Annotated in this window: 11 protein-coding genes; 5 read left to right on the forward strand and 6 right to left on the reverse strand. The window is 67.6% G+C overall.

Features of this window, described 5'->3' with window-relative positions; all coding sequences use genetic code 11:
• Nucleotides 1–46 precede the first annotated feature (46 nt).
• Nucleotides 47–1,966, reverse strand: a complete 1,920-nt coding sequence (locus ACOQPE_RS07300) for a flavin-containing monooxygenase (protein ID WP_420611160.1) — start codon at nucleotides 1,964–1,966, stop codon at nucleotides 47–49.
• Between the two features lie 83 nt (nucleotides 1,967–2,049).
• On the opposite strand from ACOQPE_RS07300, the gene ACOQPE_RS07305 reads away from it, so the two are divergent.
• The 3 genes from ACOQPE_RS07305 to ACOQPE_RS07315 all read left to right on the forward strand — a co-directional run bounded on the left by ACOQPE_RS07305 (nucleotide 2,050) and on the right by ACOQPE_RS07315 (nucleotide 6,547).
• The gene (locus tag ACOQPE_RS07305; RefSeq protein WP_420611161.1) at nucleotides 2,050–4,122 is read left to right on the forward strand and encodes a hypothetical protein; all 2,073 of its coding nucleotides are present in this window, start codon (nucleotides 2,050–2,052) and stop codon (nucleotides 4,120–4,122) included.
• Nucleotides 4,088–5,491, forward strand: coding sequence for a DUF3179 domain-containing protein (locus ACOQPE_RS07310; protein ID WP_420611162.1), 1,404 nt, complete (start codon nucleotides 4,088–4,090; stop codon nucleotides 5,489–5,491). Before ACOQPE_RS07305 ends, ACOQPE_RS07310 begins: the two co-directional genes overlap by 35 nt.
• Before the next feature lie 66 nt (nucleotides 5,492–5,557).
• Nucleotides 5,558–6,547, forward strand: coding sequence for a methyltransferase domain-containing protein (locus ACOQPE_RS07315; RefSeq protein ID WP_420611163.1), 990 nt, complete (start codon nucleotides 5,558–5,560; stop codon nucleotides 6,545–6,547).
• Here the strand turns inward: ACOQPE_RS07315 and ACOQPE_RS07320 are convergent.
• The 5 genes from ACOQPE_RS07320 to ACOQPE_RS07340 form a co-directional block, all read right to left on the reverse strand.
• Nucleotides 6,507–7,700, reverse strand: coding sequence for a hypothetical protein (locus tag ACOQPE_RS07320; protein ID WP_420611164.1), 1,194 nt, complete (start codon nucleotides 7,698–7,700; stop codon nucleotides 6,507–6,509). The genes ACOQPE_RS07315 and ACOQPE_RS07320 overlap by 41 nt on opposite strands.
• Before the next feature lie 15 nt (nucleotides 7,701–7,715).
• A complete protein-coding gene (locus ACOQPE_RS07325) occupies nucleotides 7,716–8,540 on the reverse strand; it encodes a sterol desaturase family protein (RefSeq protein ID WP_420611165.1) in 825 nt (274 codons plus the stop codon).
• A 33-nt stretch (nucleotides 8,541–8,573) separates the two neighbouring features.
• Complete coding sequence (gene bfr, locus ACOQPE_RS07330; RefSeq protein ID WP_420611166.1) at nucleotides 8,574–9,047, reverse strand: bacterioferritin; 474 nt, start codon at nucleotides 9,045–9,047, stop codon at nucleotides 8,574–8,576.
• Nucleotides 9,048–9,057: 10 nt separating this feature from the next.
• Nucleotides 9,058–9,288, reverse strand: coding sequence for a (2Fe-2S)-binding protein (locus ACOQPE_RS07335; protein WP_420611167.1), 231 nt, complete (start codon nucleotides 9,286–9,288; stop codon nucleotides 9,058–9,060).
• A gap of 194 nt (nucleotides 9,289–9,482) precedes the next feature.
• Nucleotides 9,483–10,160 (reverse strand): metal-dependent transcriptional regulator, encoded by a 678-nt coding sequence (locus ACOQPE_RS07340; protein WP_420611168.1) that lies wholly within the window; start codon nucleotides 10,158–10,160, stop codon nucleotides 9,483–9,485.
• 229 nt (nucleotides 10,161–10,389) lie between these two features.
• Between ACOQPE_RS07340 and ACOQPE_RS07345 the strand changes: the two genes are divergently transcribed.
• Nucleotides 10,390–11,157 carry an SDR family NAD(P)-dependent oxidoreductase gene (locus ACOQPE_RS07345; RefSeq protein ID WP_420611169.1) on the forward strand — a complete coding sequence of 256 codons (768 nt, stop codon included), beginning with the start codon at nucleotides 10,390–10,392 and terminating at the stop codon, nucleotides 11,155–11,157.
• A gap of 3 nt (nucleotides 11,158–11,160) precedes the next feature.
• Nucleotides 11,161–13,590 carry a xanthine dehydrogenase family protein molybdopterin-binding subunit gene (locus tag ACOQPE_RS07350; RefSeq protein WP_420611170.1) on the forward strand — a complete coding sequence of 810 codons (2,430 nt, stop codon included), beginning with the start codon at nucleotides 11,161–11,163 and terminating at the stop codon, nucleotides 13,588–13,590.
• Nucleotides 13,591–13,743: the final 153 nt, after the last annotated feature.

The raw sequence follows: 13,743 nt of genomic DNA on the forward strand, positions 1-13,743 counted from the left end.
GGACTCGACCGGCCCGGCGCTCGGCTAGCTGACGGGCTGCACTGGGCTAGCCGGCGGGCTGGGCCACGTGATCTGGCTTGAACTCGAACAGGTAGGGGTCGAGCGATTCCTGCGCGGCGATCCGCCACTTGTGCCAGTAGCCGCCGCCGTAGTACGCCAAGCTGCCCGGCTGCGCGTCGCCGTGACCGTTGTAATACGACAGGCAATCGCGCAGCGGGGCCGTCGTAATGTCGGCTACCCGGCAGTGCTCGGCGTAGTTCATCTCTGAGTCGGCGGTGATGTCCACCACGTTCCAGGCTTTGTCGCGCAGCTCGGTGAGCATCCAGACGATGTAGTCGCCATGGGTGTCGATGGCGTCGGTGAAGTTGAAGCTGCCGCCGCCTCCCTGCGGACCCGACACGATGAACAGGTTGGGGAAACCATGGCTGTGCAGGCCGAGGAACGTCCGGGTGCCCTCGTTCTGCCACTTCTCGCTCAGCGTCACGCCGTCACGACCGCTGATCATGTTGAACGTCGAGGTCGCCATCCACTGGAACCCGGTGGCGTAGATCAGCACGTCCAGCGGGTACTCGATGCCCTCGTGCACCACGCCCCGCTCGTTGATCTCCTGCACGCCCATCGGGGCGGTGTCCACCAGGTGCACATGGGGCATGTTGAACGTAGGCAGGTACTCGTCGTGGAACGTGGGCCGCTTGCAGCCGTAGGGGTAGTAGGGCTTCAGCGCCTCGGCAGTCGCGGGGTCTTCCACGATCGCGTCCACCCGGGCACGGATCTGCTCCATGATCCGGAAGTTGGTGTTGAGCTGCTTCTGCACTAGCTCGTCGGGCGACAACTTGCGAGCGTGCTGCTTGCGCTCCTTGAAGTCGTCGACCCGGCCGGCGAGGTAGTCGTCGTTGGCCTTGATGGCGGTACGGCCCGACGAGATGCGGGAGAACCGCTTGCGACGCGCCCGTGCCCAGCCGGGCTCCTTCGACCACTCGGCGATCTCCTCTGGGTCGGTCTCGCGCTGGTCGCGCACGTCGATCGACGATGGCGTCCGCTGGAACACGTACAGCTCGCCCACCACCTTGGCGATCTCGGGGATGACCTGCACGGCGGTGGCGCCGGTGCCGATGATGCCCACCCGCTTGCCTTCGAGGTCGATGTTGTAGTCCCAGCGTGACGTGTGGAACGACTCGCCCGCAAAGCTCGCCATGCCGTCGATGCGGGCCAGCTTCGGGCTGGTGAGGATGCCGTTGGCCAGGATCACGTAGCGAGCCTTGATGGCGTCGCCGCGATCGGTGTAGACGGTCCAGCGGCCGGTCTCCTCGTCCCACACCGTGGAGTTGACGGTGGTGTGGAACAGGCAGTGGTCGTAGAAGCCGAACTTGTCGGCCATCGCCTGGCAGTACTCGAGAATCTCGAAGCCCGAGGCGAACTTCATCGTCGGGATGTACTTCATCTCCTCGAGCAGCGGCAGGTAGCTGTACGACTCCACGTCGCAGGCGATGCCCGGGTAACGGTTCCAGTACCAGGTGCCGCCGACGTCGCCGCCCTTCTCGCAGAAGCGCACGTCGGTGAAGCCGGCGCTGCTCAGCTTGTGCCACAGCAGCAGTCCGGCGAACCCGGCGCCGATGCACAGCACCTCGCACTCGTCGTCGAGTGCCTCGCGCTCGATCGGCGGCTCGGAATAGACGTCGTCGAGGTAGCGCTTGAACTCACCTTCCATGGCCATGTAGTCGGCAGCGCCCCGGCGCGCTTCCTTGAAGTCGCGGTACTTGGCCTGCTCTTCGGCGTTGAACACGGCACCGGCCGGGGGCGGGGGCAGTTCCTTGAGATGCTCATCGGCATTGACCGAGTAGCCCACGCCGTCGATCTTCTCCGAGGCCTTCGCTGCTCGGGTGTTGAAGATCTTGCGACCCGTCTCCGGGTCGATGCTGACCGCCGGACGTGTGCTTGTGTCAGTTGCCACCTGGCTCGCCGCCATCGGTTCAACCTCCCTGTAGGCCCCGTTTGATGTTAGGGGAGAGGCTTCGGGGCGCGCCGGGGTGTGACAGCCTTCTCAGCGGTATGCGGCGCGACCCACCGCGAGCGTTCATGTGGGCCTCGATCGGAATGTGCGTCGTGCTGGCCGCGTTCGTTGTGCATATGCGCACGGCAGTCGTAGCGGGCGGGCCAGTGGCGGTACCCGATGTGCCTGCATACCTGGGAATCGCTCAATGGGTCGGCGGCGACGGGCTCGCGCTGGGTCACATCCCGTTCCAGCCGGGCTACGGGCTGGTGGTTGCGCCGCTGGTGGCCGTCGGGCAGGTCTCGCTGCTTGGGACGCAAGGCGAGGCGGTGCACTACCTCGCGCTGGTCGTCAACTCGCTGGCGGCGGTCGCCGCCGTGGTGGTGGCCGGCCGGCTCGGCCTGGTGGGCTCACGGCGCTGGTGGGTGGCGGGTGCAGCGGGGCTGGTCGCGGCGGTCCATCCGTCGCTGTCGAGCGCCTCGCGCATCGCCTGGCCCGAGACCCTGCTCTCCCTGTTCGTGCTCATCGTGGCGCTCGCAGTGGCCTTCGCCGTGCTGCATGCCGGCTCCGCGGCGAGCCAGCGGGCGTGGGCCCGCGCCGGGCTGTTCGCCACGTTGGCAGTGGCACTGCATGCCCGCATGATCGTGCTGGTGGTGGCCGTGGTGGCGACGGCGCTGCTGTGCCGGATCGGCCGCCGTGCCTGGGCCGCCTTCGGTGCGGGACTGGTCGCCGGCGGCGCCGCGACGGCCGTGGCGCTGACCCTCACCGACACCTGGCCGGCGGAGCGGCTGAGCGAAGCTGCACAGCTGGATCGCGGCGCCGAGCCCGTCGCCACGGTGTCGGGACAGCTGCTGGCCCTGAGCGGGGGAACGCTCGGCCTCGGCCTGATCGGTCTGGTGGCCGGGCTGGGCGTCGTCTTCGAGTTCGTCCGAAGGCGGCCTTCCGACGAGGAGGATGCGCTGACTGCACCGGCCAGACCGGCAGCGACAACCGGCGGGCTGTTCGGACGGCGGCCTCCTGAAGGGCGTATGTCCGGGGACGCTGAGCGCAGTCCGGCCGCTCGGATGCCGCGTGAACATGCCGGCATCCCCGGTGCGCTCTCGGCAGCGCTGGTCTGCTTGGCGATTGGCGCATTCGGGGCCGTGCTGCTCGGCGGTTGGACGCTGACTGGAAGCGCGCGGGCCGACGCGCTGCTGTACGGGCGCTATGTCGACCCATGGGCGGTGCCGTTGGCTGTCGTTGCGCTGGCCTGGCTCGCGGCCCGGCCAACGACGCCTCGCGGCGGATCGTCGACGTCCGGCGTCGGTGCATCTCCAGGGCCGGCGTCGTTTCCTCGCAGCCCGTTGCCGTCCCGCGGTTCGGCCGTCCTCGGGACAGCCGTGGCCGTGGCGGTGGTCACGTGCGCGGTGGTCGTCGGTGTTGCAGGCGGCTACGACGCTGCGCCGCGCCGCATCATGACCCTGTCGCTCAGCCCGGCGTGGGCGTGGCTCGATGAGCGGCTGAGCGCCGTGGCCGTGGCGGCGCTTGTTCTCACGCTCCTCGGCGTGCTGTTGGCCGCCGCAGCGCTGCGCAGGCGAGCGGTGCTCGGCGAGGATGAAACCTCTCCACCCCCTATATCTGACATGGATCGCCGGGATACTCGCCAGCGCACGGCGAAGATCCCCGACATCGCGCTGGTCGCACTTGTTGCGGCAGTGCTCGTGCTCGGAGCGGTCGCGACGGTCTCGAATCACCGCCACCTGGCCGATGTGGGCGCCGTCGCCCGAGACCAGGTCGTCTCGGCAGGCACTGTGTCCGAGGCCGTCGACGACGGCCTGACGTGTCTTGCCCACGATCGGTCGTCGGTGCCCGAGTACGCACTGTGGCTGTACCGCCTGGAGCTGCCCGAGATCACTCACGAACGGGTGCAGCTCGAGGCCGGCGACCGACCGTGCTCCGAGCTGGTCATTGCCCACGATGATCTGGCGCAGCGCTGCACGAACGCCCGGCACCTCGTCGACGAACCGGCTGCTTCGTGGGCGCTGTGGCATCTGCCGGAGCGCACCTGCGTCGCCGCCCTGAACATGGAGGCGCGAACTGCCGGAGTAGCGTCGCACGATGGCTCTCACGACAGCGGCATCCGTTCCGGCTGAAGTCCGCGCCGGCACGACGACCAGCCGCCGTCTGAATCGATTCCGGCTGAAGCTGGCGCCCGTGCGCCGGCGTCGTGTCGGCCTCGCGCTGCGGCTGCTCGCCGCAGCGCTCATGCTCGTCGCGCTCGGGTGTGCCGACAACTCGTCCAGCGACGAGCCATCCGAACCCGACACCACCGAGACGGCGAGCACCGACGCCGCACCGGCGACGACGGCCGCGGCGCCCCCGTCAACCACGCCAACCGAGGTGATCGTTAACGTCAAGGTCACCCAGATTCCTGGCGGCCCGCGCGAGTCCACCGTCTCGGCGCTGCGCGAAGGCATGACCGCACCCCTGCTGCCCGAACCGCTGGTGTCGCCCCTCGATGTCCTCTCCGGCGGGCCGCCACCCGACGGCATTCCCTCCATCGACGCACCAGAGTTCGAGCGGGCCACTGACGTTGGCTTCCTTCAGCCGCAGGAGGCGGTGGTCACGCTCACGCTCAACGGCGATGCCCGGGCCTACCCGGTGCAGGTACTGCTGTGGCACGAGATCGTCAACGACACCGTCGGCGGCGAGCCGGTCACCATCACCTACTGCCCGCTGTGCAACACGGCCATCGGGTACTACCGCCAGCTCGACGATCGCATCTTCGACTTCGGCACCTCAGGCCGGCTCTACAACTCAGCACTCGTCATGTACGACCGCCAGACCGAGAGCCTGTGGGCGCACTACACCGGGCAGGCCATCGCCGGCGCGCTCACCGGATCCCAGCTCGAGCTGATCCCGATGGCCACCGTGGCCTTCGAAACGTTCCTCGACGAGCATCCCAACGGCCTGGTGATGACCCGTCCCGGCGGTTTCGGGCGCTCATACGGCACCAATCCCTACGTCAACTACGACACTCCCAATGGAAGCCCGACCTTCTTCGGCGGCCCTCCCGATGATCGCCTGCCGCCGCAGACCCGCGTGCTGGTCATCCGCCACGGCGGCGCCTCGGTGGCAGTGCAGCTCGACACGCTGAGCTCAGCCGGCGTGCTGCCGCTGGACCTGGGCGGCACGCCGGTCGTCGCTTTCCATCTCCCCGGCACGGCCACGCCGATCCAGAACCAGCAGGTGGCCTTCGGCCGCGATGTCGGAGCCACCGGCGTGTTCGACCCCATCGTCGACGGTCAGGCCCTGACGTTCAGCCGCATGCCCGACGCTGCGAGCTCGTCCGGGCCGGGAGCATTCACCGACGACCAGACCGGCTCCACCTGGTCGATACTCGGCCGGGCGCTCGACGGCCCCTTGGCGGGAGCCCAGCTGCAGCCCATCGAGCACATCGACACGTTCTGGTTCGCAGCCGCCGCCTACGACCCAGACATCGACCTTCTCGACGCCCCGTAGCTCAGCACGCATCGCACAGAGACCACCGCCATGCCGATCCGGCTCTCGCAGATACTCAGACGGTCCTTGGATCCCGAAGACGTCGAGTCGAGCGTCGGTGCCCACGAACGCAGTTTCGACTTCGGGCGCCGCAAGGGTCGCGACCGGCGCGCCACCGATCATCGGGACTTCGTGGAGAACTACTACGACCTTGCGACCGATCTGTACGAGTACGGCTGGGGCGAGTCGTTTCACTTTGCCCCGCGGGTTCCCGGCGAGAGCCGTCGTGCGTCGATTGCGCGACAAGAGCACCTCTTTGCACTCAAGCTCGGCCTGCGGCCCGGCATGCGCGTCGCCGACTTTGGCTGCGGTATCGGCGGCCCGCTGCGGGAGATCGCCCGCTTCTCGGGGTCGCAGATCGTGGGAATCAACGTCAGCGCGTACCAGATCAGGCGCGCGGTTGCCTACACCGAGGAGGCAGGGCTCAGCCATCTCGGGACCTACCTCGAATCGGACTTCACCGACATCGACGAAGCGGACGAGTCATTCGATGCCATCTACGCGCTCGAGTCGACGTGCCATGTGCCCGACCGCGTGGACGTTTTCGCCGAAGCGTTCCGCCTGCTCAAGCCGGGCGGCTGCTTCGCGTCGCACGAGTGGTGTCTCACGGATCGATTCGACACGGGCAACTCGCATCACCGGCAGCTCAAGCACGACATCGAACTCGGCGCCGGGCTGCAGGACATCATCTCGCTCCACGAGGTGGATGCCGCCTTGGACAAGGTCGGCTTCGAGGTGCTCGAAGCACTCGACATGGCCGATCAAGCCGGGCCGTCGATCCCGTGGTACGAGCCCCTAGCCGGCCCCAAGCTGTCGCTGACAGGCCTCAGGAGCTCCCGTGCCGGGCGATCGGCGACCCACACGATCCTCCGGGCGCTCGAAGCGCTTCGGGTCGTGCCGCGCGGCACATCGGGAGCATCGCGAATTCTGAACATCGGCGGGGCTGCCCTCGCAGAATCGGGGCAGCTGCAGATCTTTACCCCGCTGTACTTCGTGCTCGTGCGGAAGCCGGCGTAGCCGGTCGCCCGGCGCTGCCGCCCAGAGCGCCGAATACGGCGTACAGGGCGGCGATTCCCGCGAGCACCAGACCGCTGACGACGGCGACGTAGGCCGGGTAGTTCGAGTGCTCCTTGCCGCAGACGGTGTACCACTGCACGTCATGCGCAGGAGGCGTAGTGCACGCAAACGTGAAGTCCTCCGCGTGGTCCTCCACGCAGAGGTACTTGTCGCGCGTGTTGCCGGTGATGTCCGATTCTTCGACACCGCAGGGGCCGGGTACCTGGTGCAGACCGCTGCTCACGTGGGTCTCCGGCGCGAAGAACGCCATGCAGATGACCAAGGCGATCAAGTAGGCGGCAGCTCCGCGCCCCAGCCAATCCACCGGTTGCCCCTCCGGACGCGCAGTGCGGCGCCCCAGGAAGGAAACAGCGCCGTAGATGACCGCCCCGGTGCAGAACGCGACCAGTCCAGGCGTTCCCCCGTCGAGCAGCTGCAGAACGAACATCTGCGCCATCATCAACGGCGTCGTGATGCACGCAGTCAGCACGATGCCGGCGATGAAGCGCCGCCTGGTGACAAAGCTCTGCTCGGTGCCATCGTGGCCGCGCAGGACCAGATCGAGCAGCAGGGCGAATGATCCGGTGAACGTGAGCACCCACAGGCTGCTGCTCAGCGGCGCCCCGAAGAGCCGGTCCGCTATGGCGGGATCGGTGTCATGCCAGGTCCACCAGAGGAACTTGGCACCGACGATGTCGTAGGGCGCGTACAGCACTACCGCCACCAGTCCGGTGAGCGCCGCGGCAGGCCAGCGCCCCAGCCCGAGACGACGGATGCCGACCGTCGGCCAGTACAGGAAGACGATGTACACGCACGGGATGTACAGCGGCAGGCGCGGGGTGATCATGATGGTCGCCTGGGCCTGCCAGAAGGTGTCGACGACCGGCAGCGCCATGAAGATCACGTCGTTGGCTGTGCCGGCGATGAGCGCGGCAACCCAGGTCAGCCGGTTGCTGCGTCCGGCGCGGACAGCGTGGATCAGCGCCAGCGCTGCGCAAATGATGATGACGTACTCGCCGATCAGGAACGTCGGCTGGTTGGCCCATTGTTCGGCGGGGCTGGTGAACGTCTTCCAAGGAAGGTCTGGCGACACCTCCCACGGCAGCGTTCTCACTGTCGGAACGTCCGCTCAGTACCTGACGAACGGTTCGAGTTCGCGCCCGGCGACGGCATCGCCGAGGTCTCGCTGGCCGCGACCGCCGAAGACCTCCGGGCCGTAGTGCCTGCCGTGCCTGCGCAGGGTGCCGTGCAGGCGGTCCCAGATCAGCAGATGCTGGCCGAAGTTCACATGGACATGGGCGTGATGGTCATCGTGGAACTGCGCCGGCGGCTGCCAGGGCAGCACCGACGCCAGCCGGATGCCGGAGTGGCCAGCGACGTTGTAGACAACGATGTACAGCAACACGCCGATGACAGACAGTGCATGGAAGGGAATGACGAGCAGCGGTGCCAATGTGGCGGCTTGCAGCATCAGCAGTTCCGCCGGGTGCATTGCCATCGTCACGTAGGGATTCGTCGCGACGAACCGATGGTGAAATCGGTGCACGTGGCGGAACATGAACCGTGTGTGCAGCAGGCGGTGCACCAGGTAGGCGGTGTATTCGGCCAGCAGGAACCACACGACAGTGGAGCCGACCGTGTACGCCCAACCGCCCCAGCTCGTGACATCGGTGTAGATGGGCGTGTCGAGGCTGCCGCTGAGGTTGGCGTAGATCAGAGCGCCGCTCAGCAGGCCGCTCAGCATCATGTTGCGGGTGCTGGTCCAAACGGCGAGGCGGTGAAGCGCGGGCGACAGGAAACGGTCAGGCTGCAGCTTCCACGATTGAGCTGTCGAGCGCTGCCGGACGTAGTACCGGAAGTAGAAGTAGCCGGCGACCGCGTGATACGTGACGATGCCCGCGAGGCTGGCACCGCCGATGCACGCAATGAGGAGGCTCCAGTCGACCCCTCCCATGTCGATCACTCCGTCCCGCGCCGATCCTCGGCGCTAGTCGTCGCCGACCTGGCTCTGTAGGTAACGCTCGATGCCGATGTCATCGATGAGACTCTGCTGGGTCTCGATCCAGTCGAGATGTGCTTCCTCGCCGACCAGCAGGTGCTCGAGCAGCTCGCGGGTGCCGGCGTCACCGTTGTCGAGGCAGAGCCGCACACCGCTGCGGTACCGATCAATGGCGTGCTCCTCGAGCTGCCGGTCGAGGGCAAGTTGTTCTGGCACGGTTTCGCCGATCATCACGGTGCCCAGCCGCTGCATGTTGGGGAGCGCATCCAGCAGCAGGATGCGCTCCATCAGCTTCTCGGCGTCGCGCATCTCCTCGATGGACTCCTCGTGGTACTTGGAGGCCAACCGGTCATATCCCCAGTTGCTGGCGATCTTGGAGGCGGCGAAGTACTGGTTGATAGCCGTCAGCTCGGCCGTCAGCGCTTCGTTCAAGAACTCGATGACCTCGGGTGATCCCTGCATGAACTCCAGCCTATGCGCCCACGGTGATCGTCTCGAAGGCGATCGAGTGGACAGGATGATGCTCTGGATCGATGGCCTCGAGCACGCACTGGTCGAGCACGGCCTGGATCATGGCGACGCAGCTGCCGCAGTCGGTCCCGGCACCGCATGCCATCGACACGTCGCGGACCGTGGTGCCGCCGTGCGCGGCGAGGCGCCGGATGGCGGCCTCATTCGTCGCAAGACATTGGCAGACGATCATGGATGCAGCGGGCTCCGGCGGGCAGCGGCGCATGCACCAACGTGGTGCACGACTCCTTATGGCCCATGTTAGGCATTGCTAACGCACCGCGCGCAAGCGCGGCGTGTGACAGCGCGCAAGTCATTGCTCGGCGCAGCGAGCCGATGCGGGCGTGGAGACCGAACTGAGAGACGCCGCGGCAGGCGCCAGATCGCTTAGTCGCCTGCGGTGACGAGAATGCGCGCAGCGGTGTAAGCGCTGACGCCCACCGTGCCCTCGTCCATCTCCACGGTGGCAGTGCCGTCGGGCGAAACCGACATGACGGTTCCCGATCGGCCCGGCATGAGCCCGGACTGCTCCAAGAACTCGAGCTGGCCAGGTGCGAACTCCAGCTCTTCGGGAATGCGTTCCACGGTGAAGCCACCGGCCCGCCCGACATCCGCGAGCGGCTTTGCGTCGGCCGGCGCCATGTAATCGGAGCCGGGGATGGGGTTGCCGTGCGGGCAGGTGTTCGGATCGTGGAGCAGATCCATCATCGCCCGTTCCACGACCGGGGAGATCACGTGCTCCCAGCGGCCGGCCTCGTGGTGGGCGTCGGCCCAGCTCAGCTTCAGCACGTCGGTCAGGAATCGCTCGGCCAGCCGGTGTCGGCGCACCACGGTCGTGGCGATCTGCTCGCCCTCGTCGGTGAGGCTGATGTGCGCGTCTTCGCCCACATTGACCAGACCCTCGCGCTGCATGCGACGGATCATCTCCGACACTGCCGGACGCGAAACCTCCAGCCGTTCGGCGATACGCGCCTGGATGACTTCGACGCCATCCTCGGCCAACTCGTACACCGTCTCGGAGTACTCCTCGAAGGCCGGATGGTGTTCGGTCGGCTCGTACCCCATGGGCGTCACCATAGCGGTAGCCCGCAGATCAGCTGTACCGGATTACGGCAGAGCTTGCTGCCGTCGTGGCAGCGCGGTGCCGCGGGGGCGCTGGCGCTCACGTGCTGATCGCGACAGCGCTTGTTGCCGTCGTTGCAGCGCCATGTGGGGGCGCGCGGGCGCTCACGTGCAGGTTGCGGCAGACTGACGGAGCCCCGTGCGGGCGGGGGCCGACGAATCGGAGCGTGCGATGGATCTGCAGCTGTCAGGAAAGAACGTCCTCGTGACTGGGGCAGGGCAGGGGCTCGGGCTGGCCATCGCTGCGGCGTTCGCCGACGAGGGTGCGAATGTGGCCTTCGCCTACAACGCGTCGAGTGAGGGCGCGGAGAAAGGCGCAGCCGCAGTCCAGGAAGTCGGCCGCGCGGCGCTGGCGATCCGCTGCGATGTCACCAGCGGCCGCGATGTGCAGCGCGTGGTCGATGAGGTGGTCCGCGAGTTCGGCAGCATCGATGTGCTCGTCAACAACGCCGCGTACACCGCCACCGGACCGTTCGTCGACGCCGACCCGGACGACTTGGCCCGAATGGTGGACGTGACCGTGATGGGCACTCTGCGGATGACTCAAGCGGTGGTGAGTCACATGGTCGATGCCGGTGTTGAAGGCTCGATCGTGTCGCTGATGGGCGATTCTGGCCGGGTAGGCGAGAGCAGGTTGGCGGGAGTGGCCGCCACTCGGGCGTCCACGATGGGCCTGATGAAGTCGATCGCCAAGGAGTTCGGCCGCAACGGCATCCGCGCCAACACCGTGTCGCTCGGGTTGGTGCGCTCGGAGCGGTTCGCCCACCACACCGGCAATGCCGACGACGAGCGCATGGCCCGCATTGCGAAGATGTATCCCTTGCGCCGCGTCGGCGTACCCGACGATGTGCCGCCGATGGTGCTGCTGTTGGCCTCGCCACTGTCGGGCTGGACGACCGGCCAGACCGTCTCGGTCAACGGCGGCTACTCGATGGTATGACTCGTGTTCCAGCTTGACGAGACCGTTCCGACGAGCGGCGGGCCGTTCGGCGAGCCGGTACTCAGACGCGAGGACAGTCGGCTGCTGCGAGGCCGCGGCCGTTACATCTCGAACGTCCGCTACGACGGCCAGCTCGCTGTGGCGTTCGTGCGCAGTCCCGTCGCTCATGCGCGCATCGTCTCGGTGGATGTCTCCGCCGCCCGACAGGCCCCCGGCGTGGTCGACGTCGCGACCGGTGCCGATTCGGACTTCGCCAGCTTGGCGCTCATTGCCGAGTCAGCGTTGCCGACCCATGTCGCCACGCCTCAGCCCGTGCTGGCCGCCGACAAGGTGCGCTACCAAGGTGAGGCGGTGGCAGCGGTCGTGGCGGCCAGCCCGGCTGCTGCCGCTGATGCTGCGGAGCTGGTGGAGGTGACCTACGAAGAGCTGGGTGCCCATGTCGACGCCGTGGCTGCCGCCGCGCAGCCTGCCGACCCGGTCCACGACGCCGCGCCCGACAACCTCCTCGTCACACGGACCTTCGACGCCGGCGACGCGCACGCGGCAATTGCGGGTTCGCATTTGGTGATCGAACGCAGTTACCGCACCAACCGGCACGGTGCCGTGCCGATGGAGGGCCGTGGCGCTGTGGCCGCTTGGGACGCCAGCGGAGCCAAGCTCACGCTGCACTCGGTCTCGCAGGTGCCATACCTGCACCGAAGCAGCCTCGCGACCGCGTTCGCCCTGCCCGAGAGCGCGGTGCGCCTAGACGTCGGTGATGTCGGCGGCGGCTTCGGCACGAAGGCCGCGCTGTATCCCGAGGATGCTGCGGTGTGCCAGCTGGCCCGCCGCGTGGGTCGCCCGGTGGGATGGGTCGAGACCCGATCCGAGCACATGGCCACGGCCCTTCAAGCGCGTGACCACCAGTACCGGGTTCGAGCAGGCTTCGAGGCCGACGGCACACTGGTGGCCGTTGATGCTGTGCTGCACGCGAACGTCGGGGCATACAGCTCGCCGCCGTGGACGGCCGGCATCGAGCCGCTCATGGCCGGCGGCTTGCTGACAGGCCCCTACAAGCTCTCCCACTATCGCTGCGAGGTGCTGGGCGTGGCCACCAACACCGCGCCGACCGGCCCGTACCGGGGCGTGGCCCGGCCGGCGACAGTATTCGTCATGGAACGGCTGCTCGACGATGCCGCCGCTGCGCTCGGGCTCGACCCGGTCGACATCCGCCGCCGCAACCTGGTCGCCCCCCAGGACGTTCCGTACACCGCTCCGACCCGGCTGGTGCATGACTCGCGCACCTACCTCGACTGCCTCGACCAAGCCGTCGAACTCATCGACTACGAGGGTTTCCGTGCCTGCCAACGCGATGCCCGGCTTGTCGCATCGAGCGCCGACATTCCGGGCGGCGATGGCGGTGCTAACGACGGAAACGCCGGGCGAGACCGACTCATCGGGATCGGCTTCGCTTGCTACAACGAGCTGACCGGGCTCGGGCAGAAGGCGTCAGCCGGGCCGCGGCTGCCGTTCCGCACCGGTCACGAATCGGCCGAGGTGCGCGTTGATCCGTCGGGCGCGGTGACCGCAGCGATGGGCGTGACGGCCCAAGGTCAAGGCATCGAGACCACCATGGCCCAGGTGATCGCGGCCGAACTCGGGGTCGGCGTCGATGACGTGGCCGTGGAGATGGGCGACACCGATCGGCTCGCATTCGGCTTGGGGGCTTTCGCCAGTCGCCAGGGCGTCATCGGTTCGGGCGCTGCGACGCTCGCAGCGCGCACGGTGCGCGCCAAAGCGCTCGTCATTGCGGCACATCTGCTCGAAGCCGAACCCGAGTGGCTGAGCATCGACGACGGCTTCATCCATACGCAGGACGCCCCATCGGTCGGCATCACGCTCGCTGAGGTGGCGCGCTTGGCCTACTTCGAGCCGCACCGGCTCCCGCCCGGACTTGAGCCCGGCTTGGAGGCCATGCGCTTCTACGACCCAATGACCGGCACGTTCGCGGCGGGCGCGCAGGCCGCAGTGGTCGCCGTGGACCTCGAAACCGGCGAGGTCGACCTGCAGCGCATCGTGTGCGTGGAAGACACCGGCCGCGTGATCAACCCGATGATCGTGGAGGGCCAGATGCACGGCGCCATCGCCCAAGGCGTGGGCGGCGCGCTGTACGAGCACTTCGTCTACGACGCCGACGGCCAGCTGCAATCGGGCACGTTCATGGACTATCTGGCCATCACCGCAGACCGGATGCCCTCGATCGAGCTGGGCCATGTCGCCGATCCGGCACACAATCTGAACCAGATCCGCGGTGTGGGCGAGGGCGGCACGCTCGGCCCGTATGCCGCCATCGCGAACGCCGTGTGCGACGCGCTTGCGCCGCTGGGCATCACGATCGACGAGCTGCCGCTCAGCCCCGCCCGCATCCACGCCGCAATCACCGCTGTCTCATAACACCCCATCTCTATGTTCATCGCATGCCAAAGCCATGCATTGAGCGCAGCGCGCCCACACGAGAATTGCTGTCCTGGCCCCACGATCGCTTCGGATTCGCGGCGAACACGAAACAAGTCGCTGACGGCGGCGTGGACGGCCGCGGCATCAAGC

It is taken from the genome of Candidatus Poriferisodalis sp. (assembly GCF_965219595.1).
Taxonomy (GTDB): Bacteria; Actinomycetota; Acidimicrobiia; order Acidimicrobiales; family Poriferisodalaceae; genus Poriferisodalis.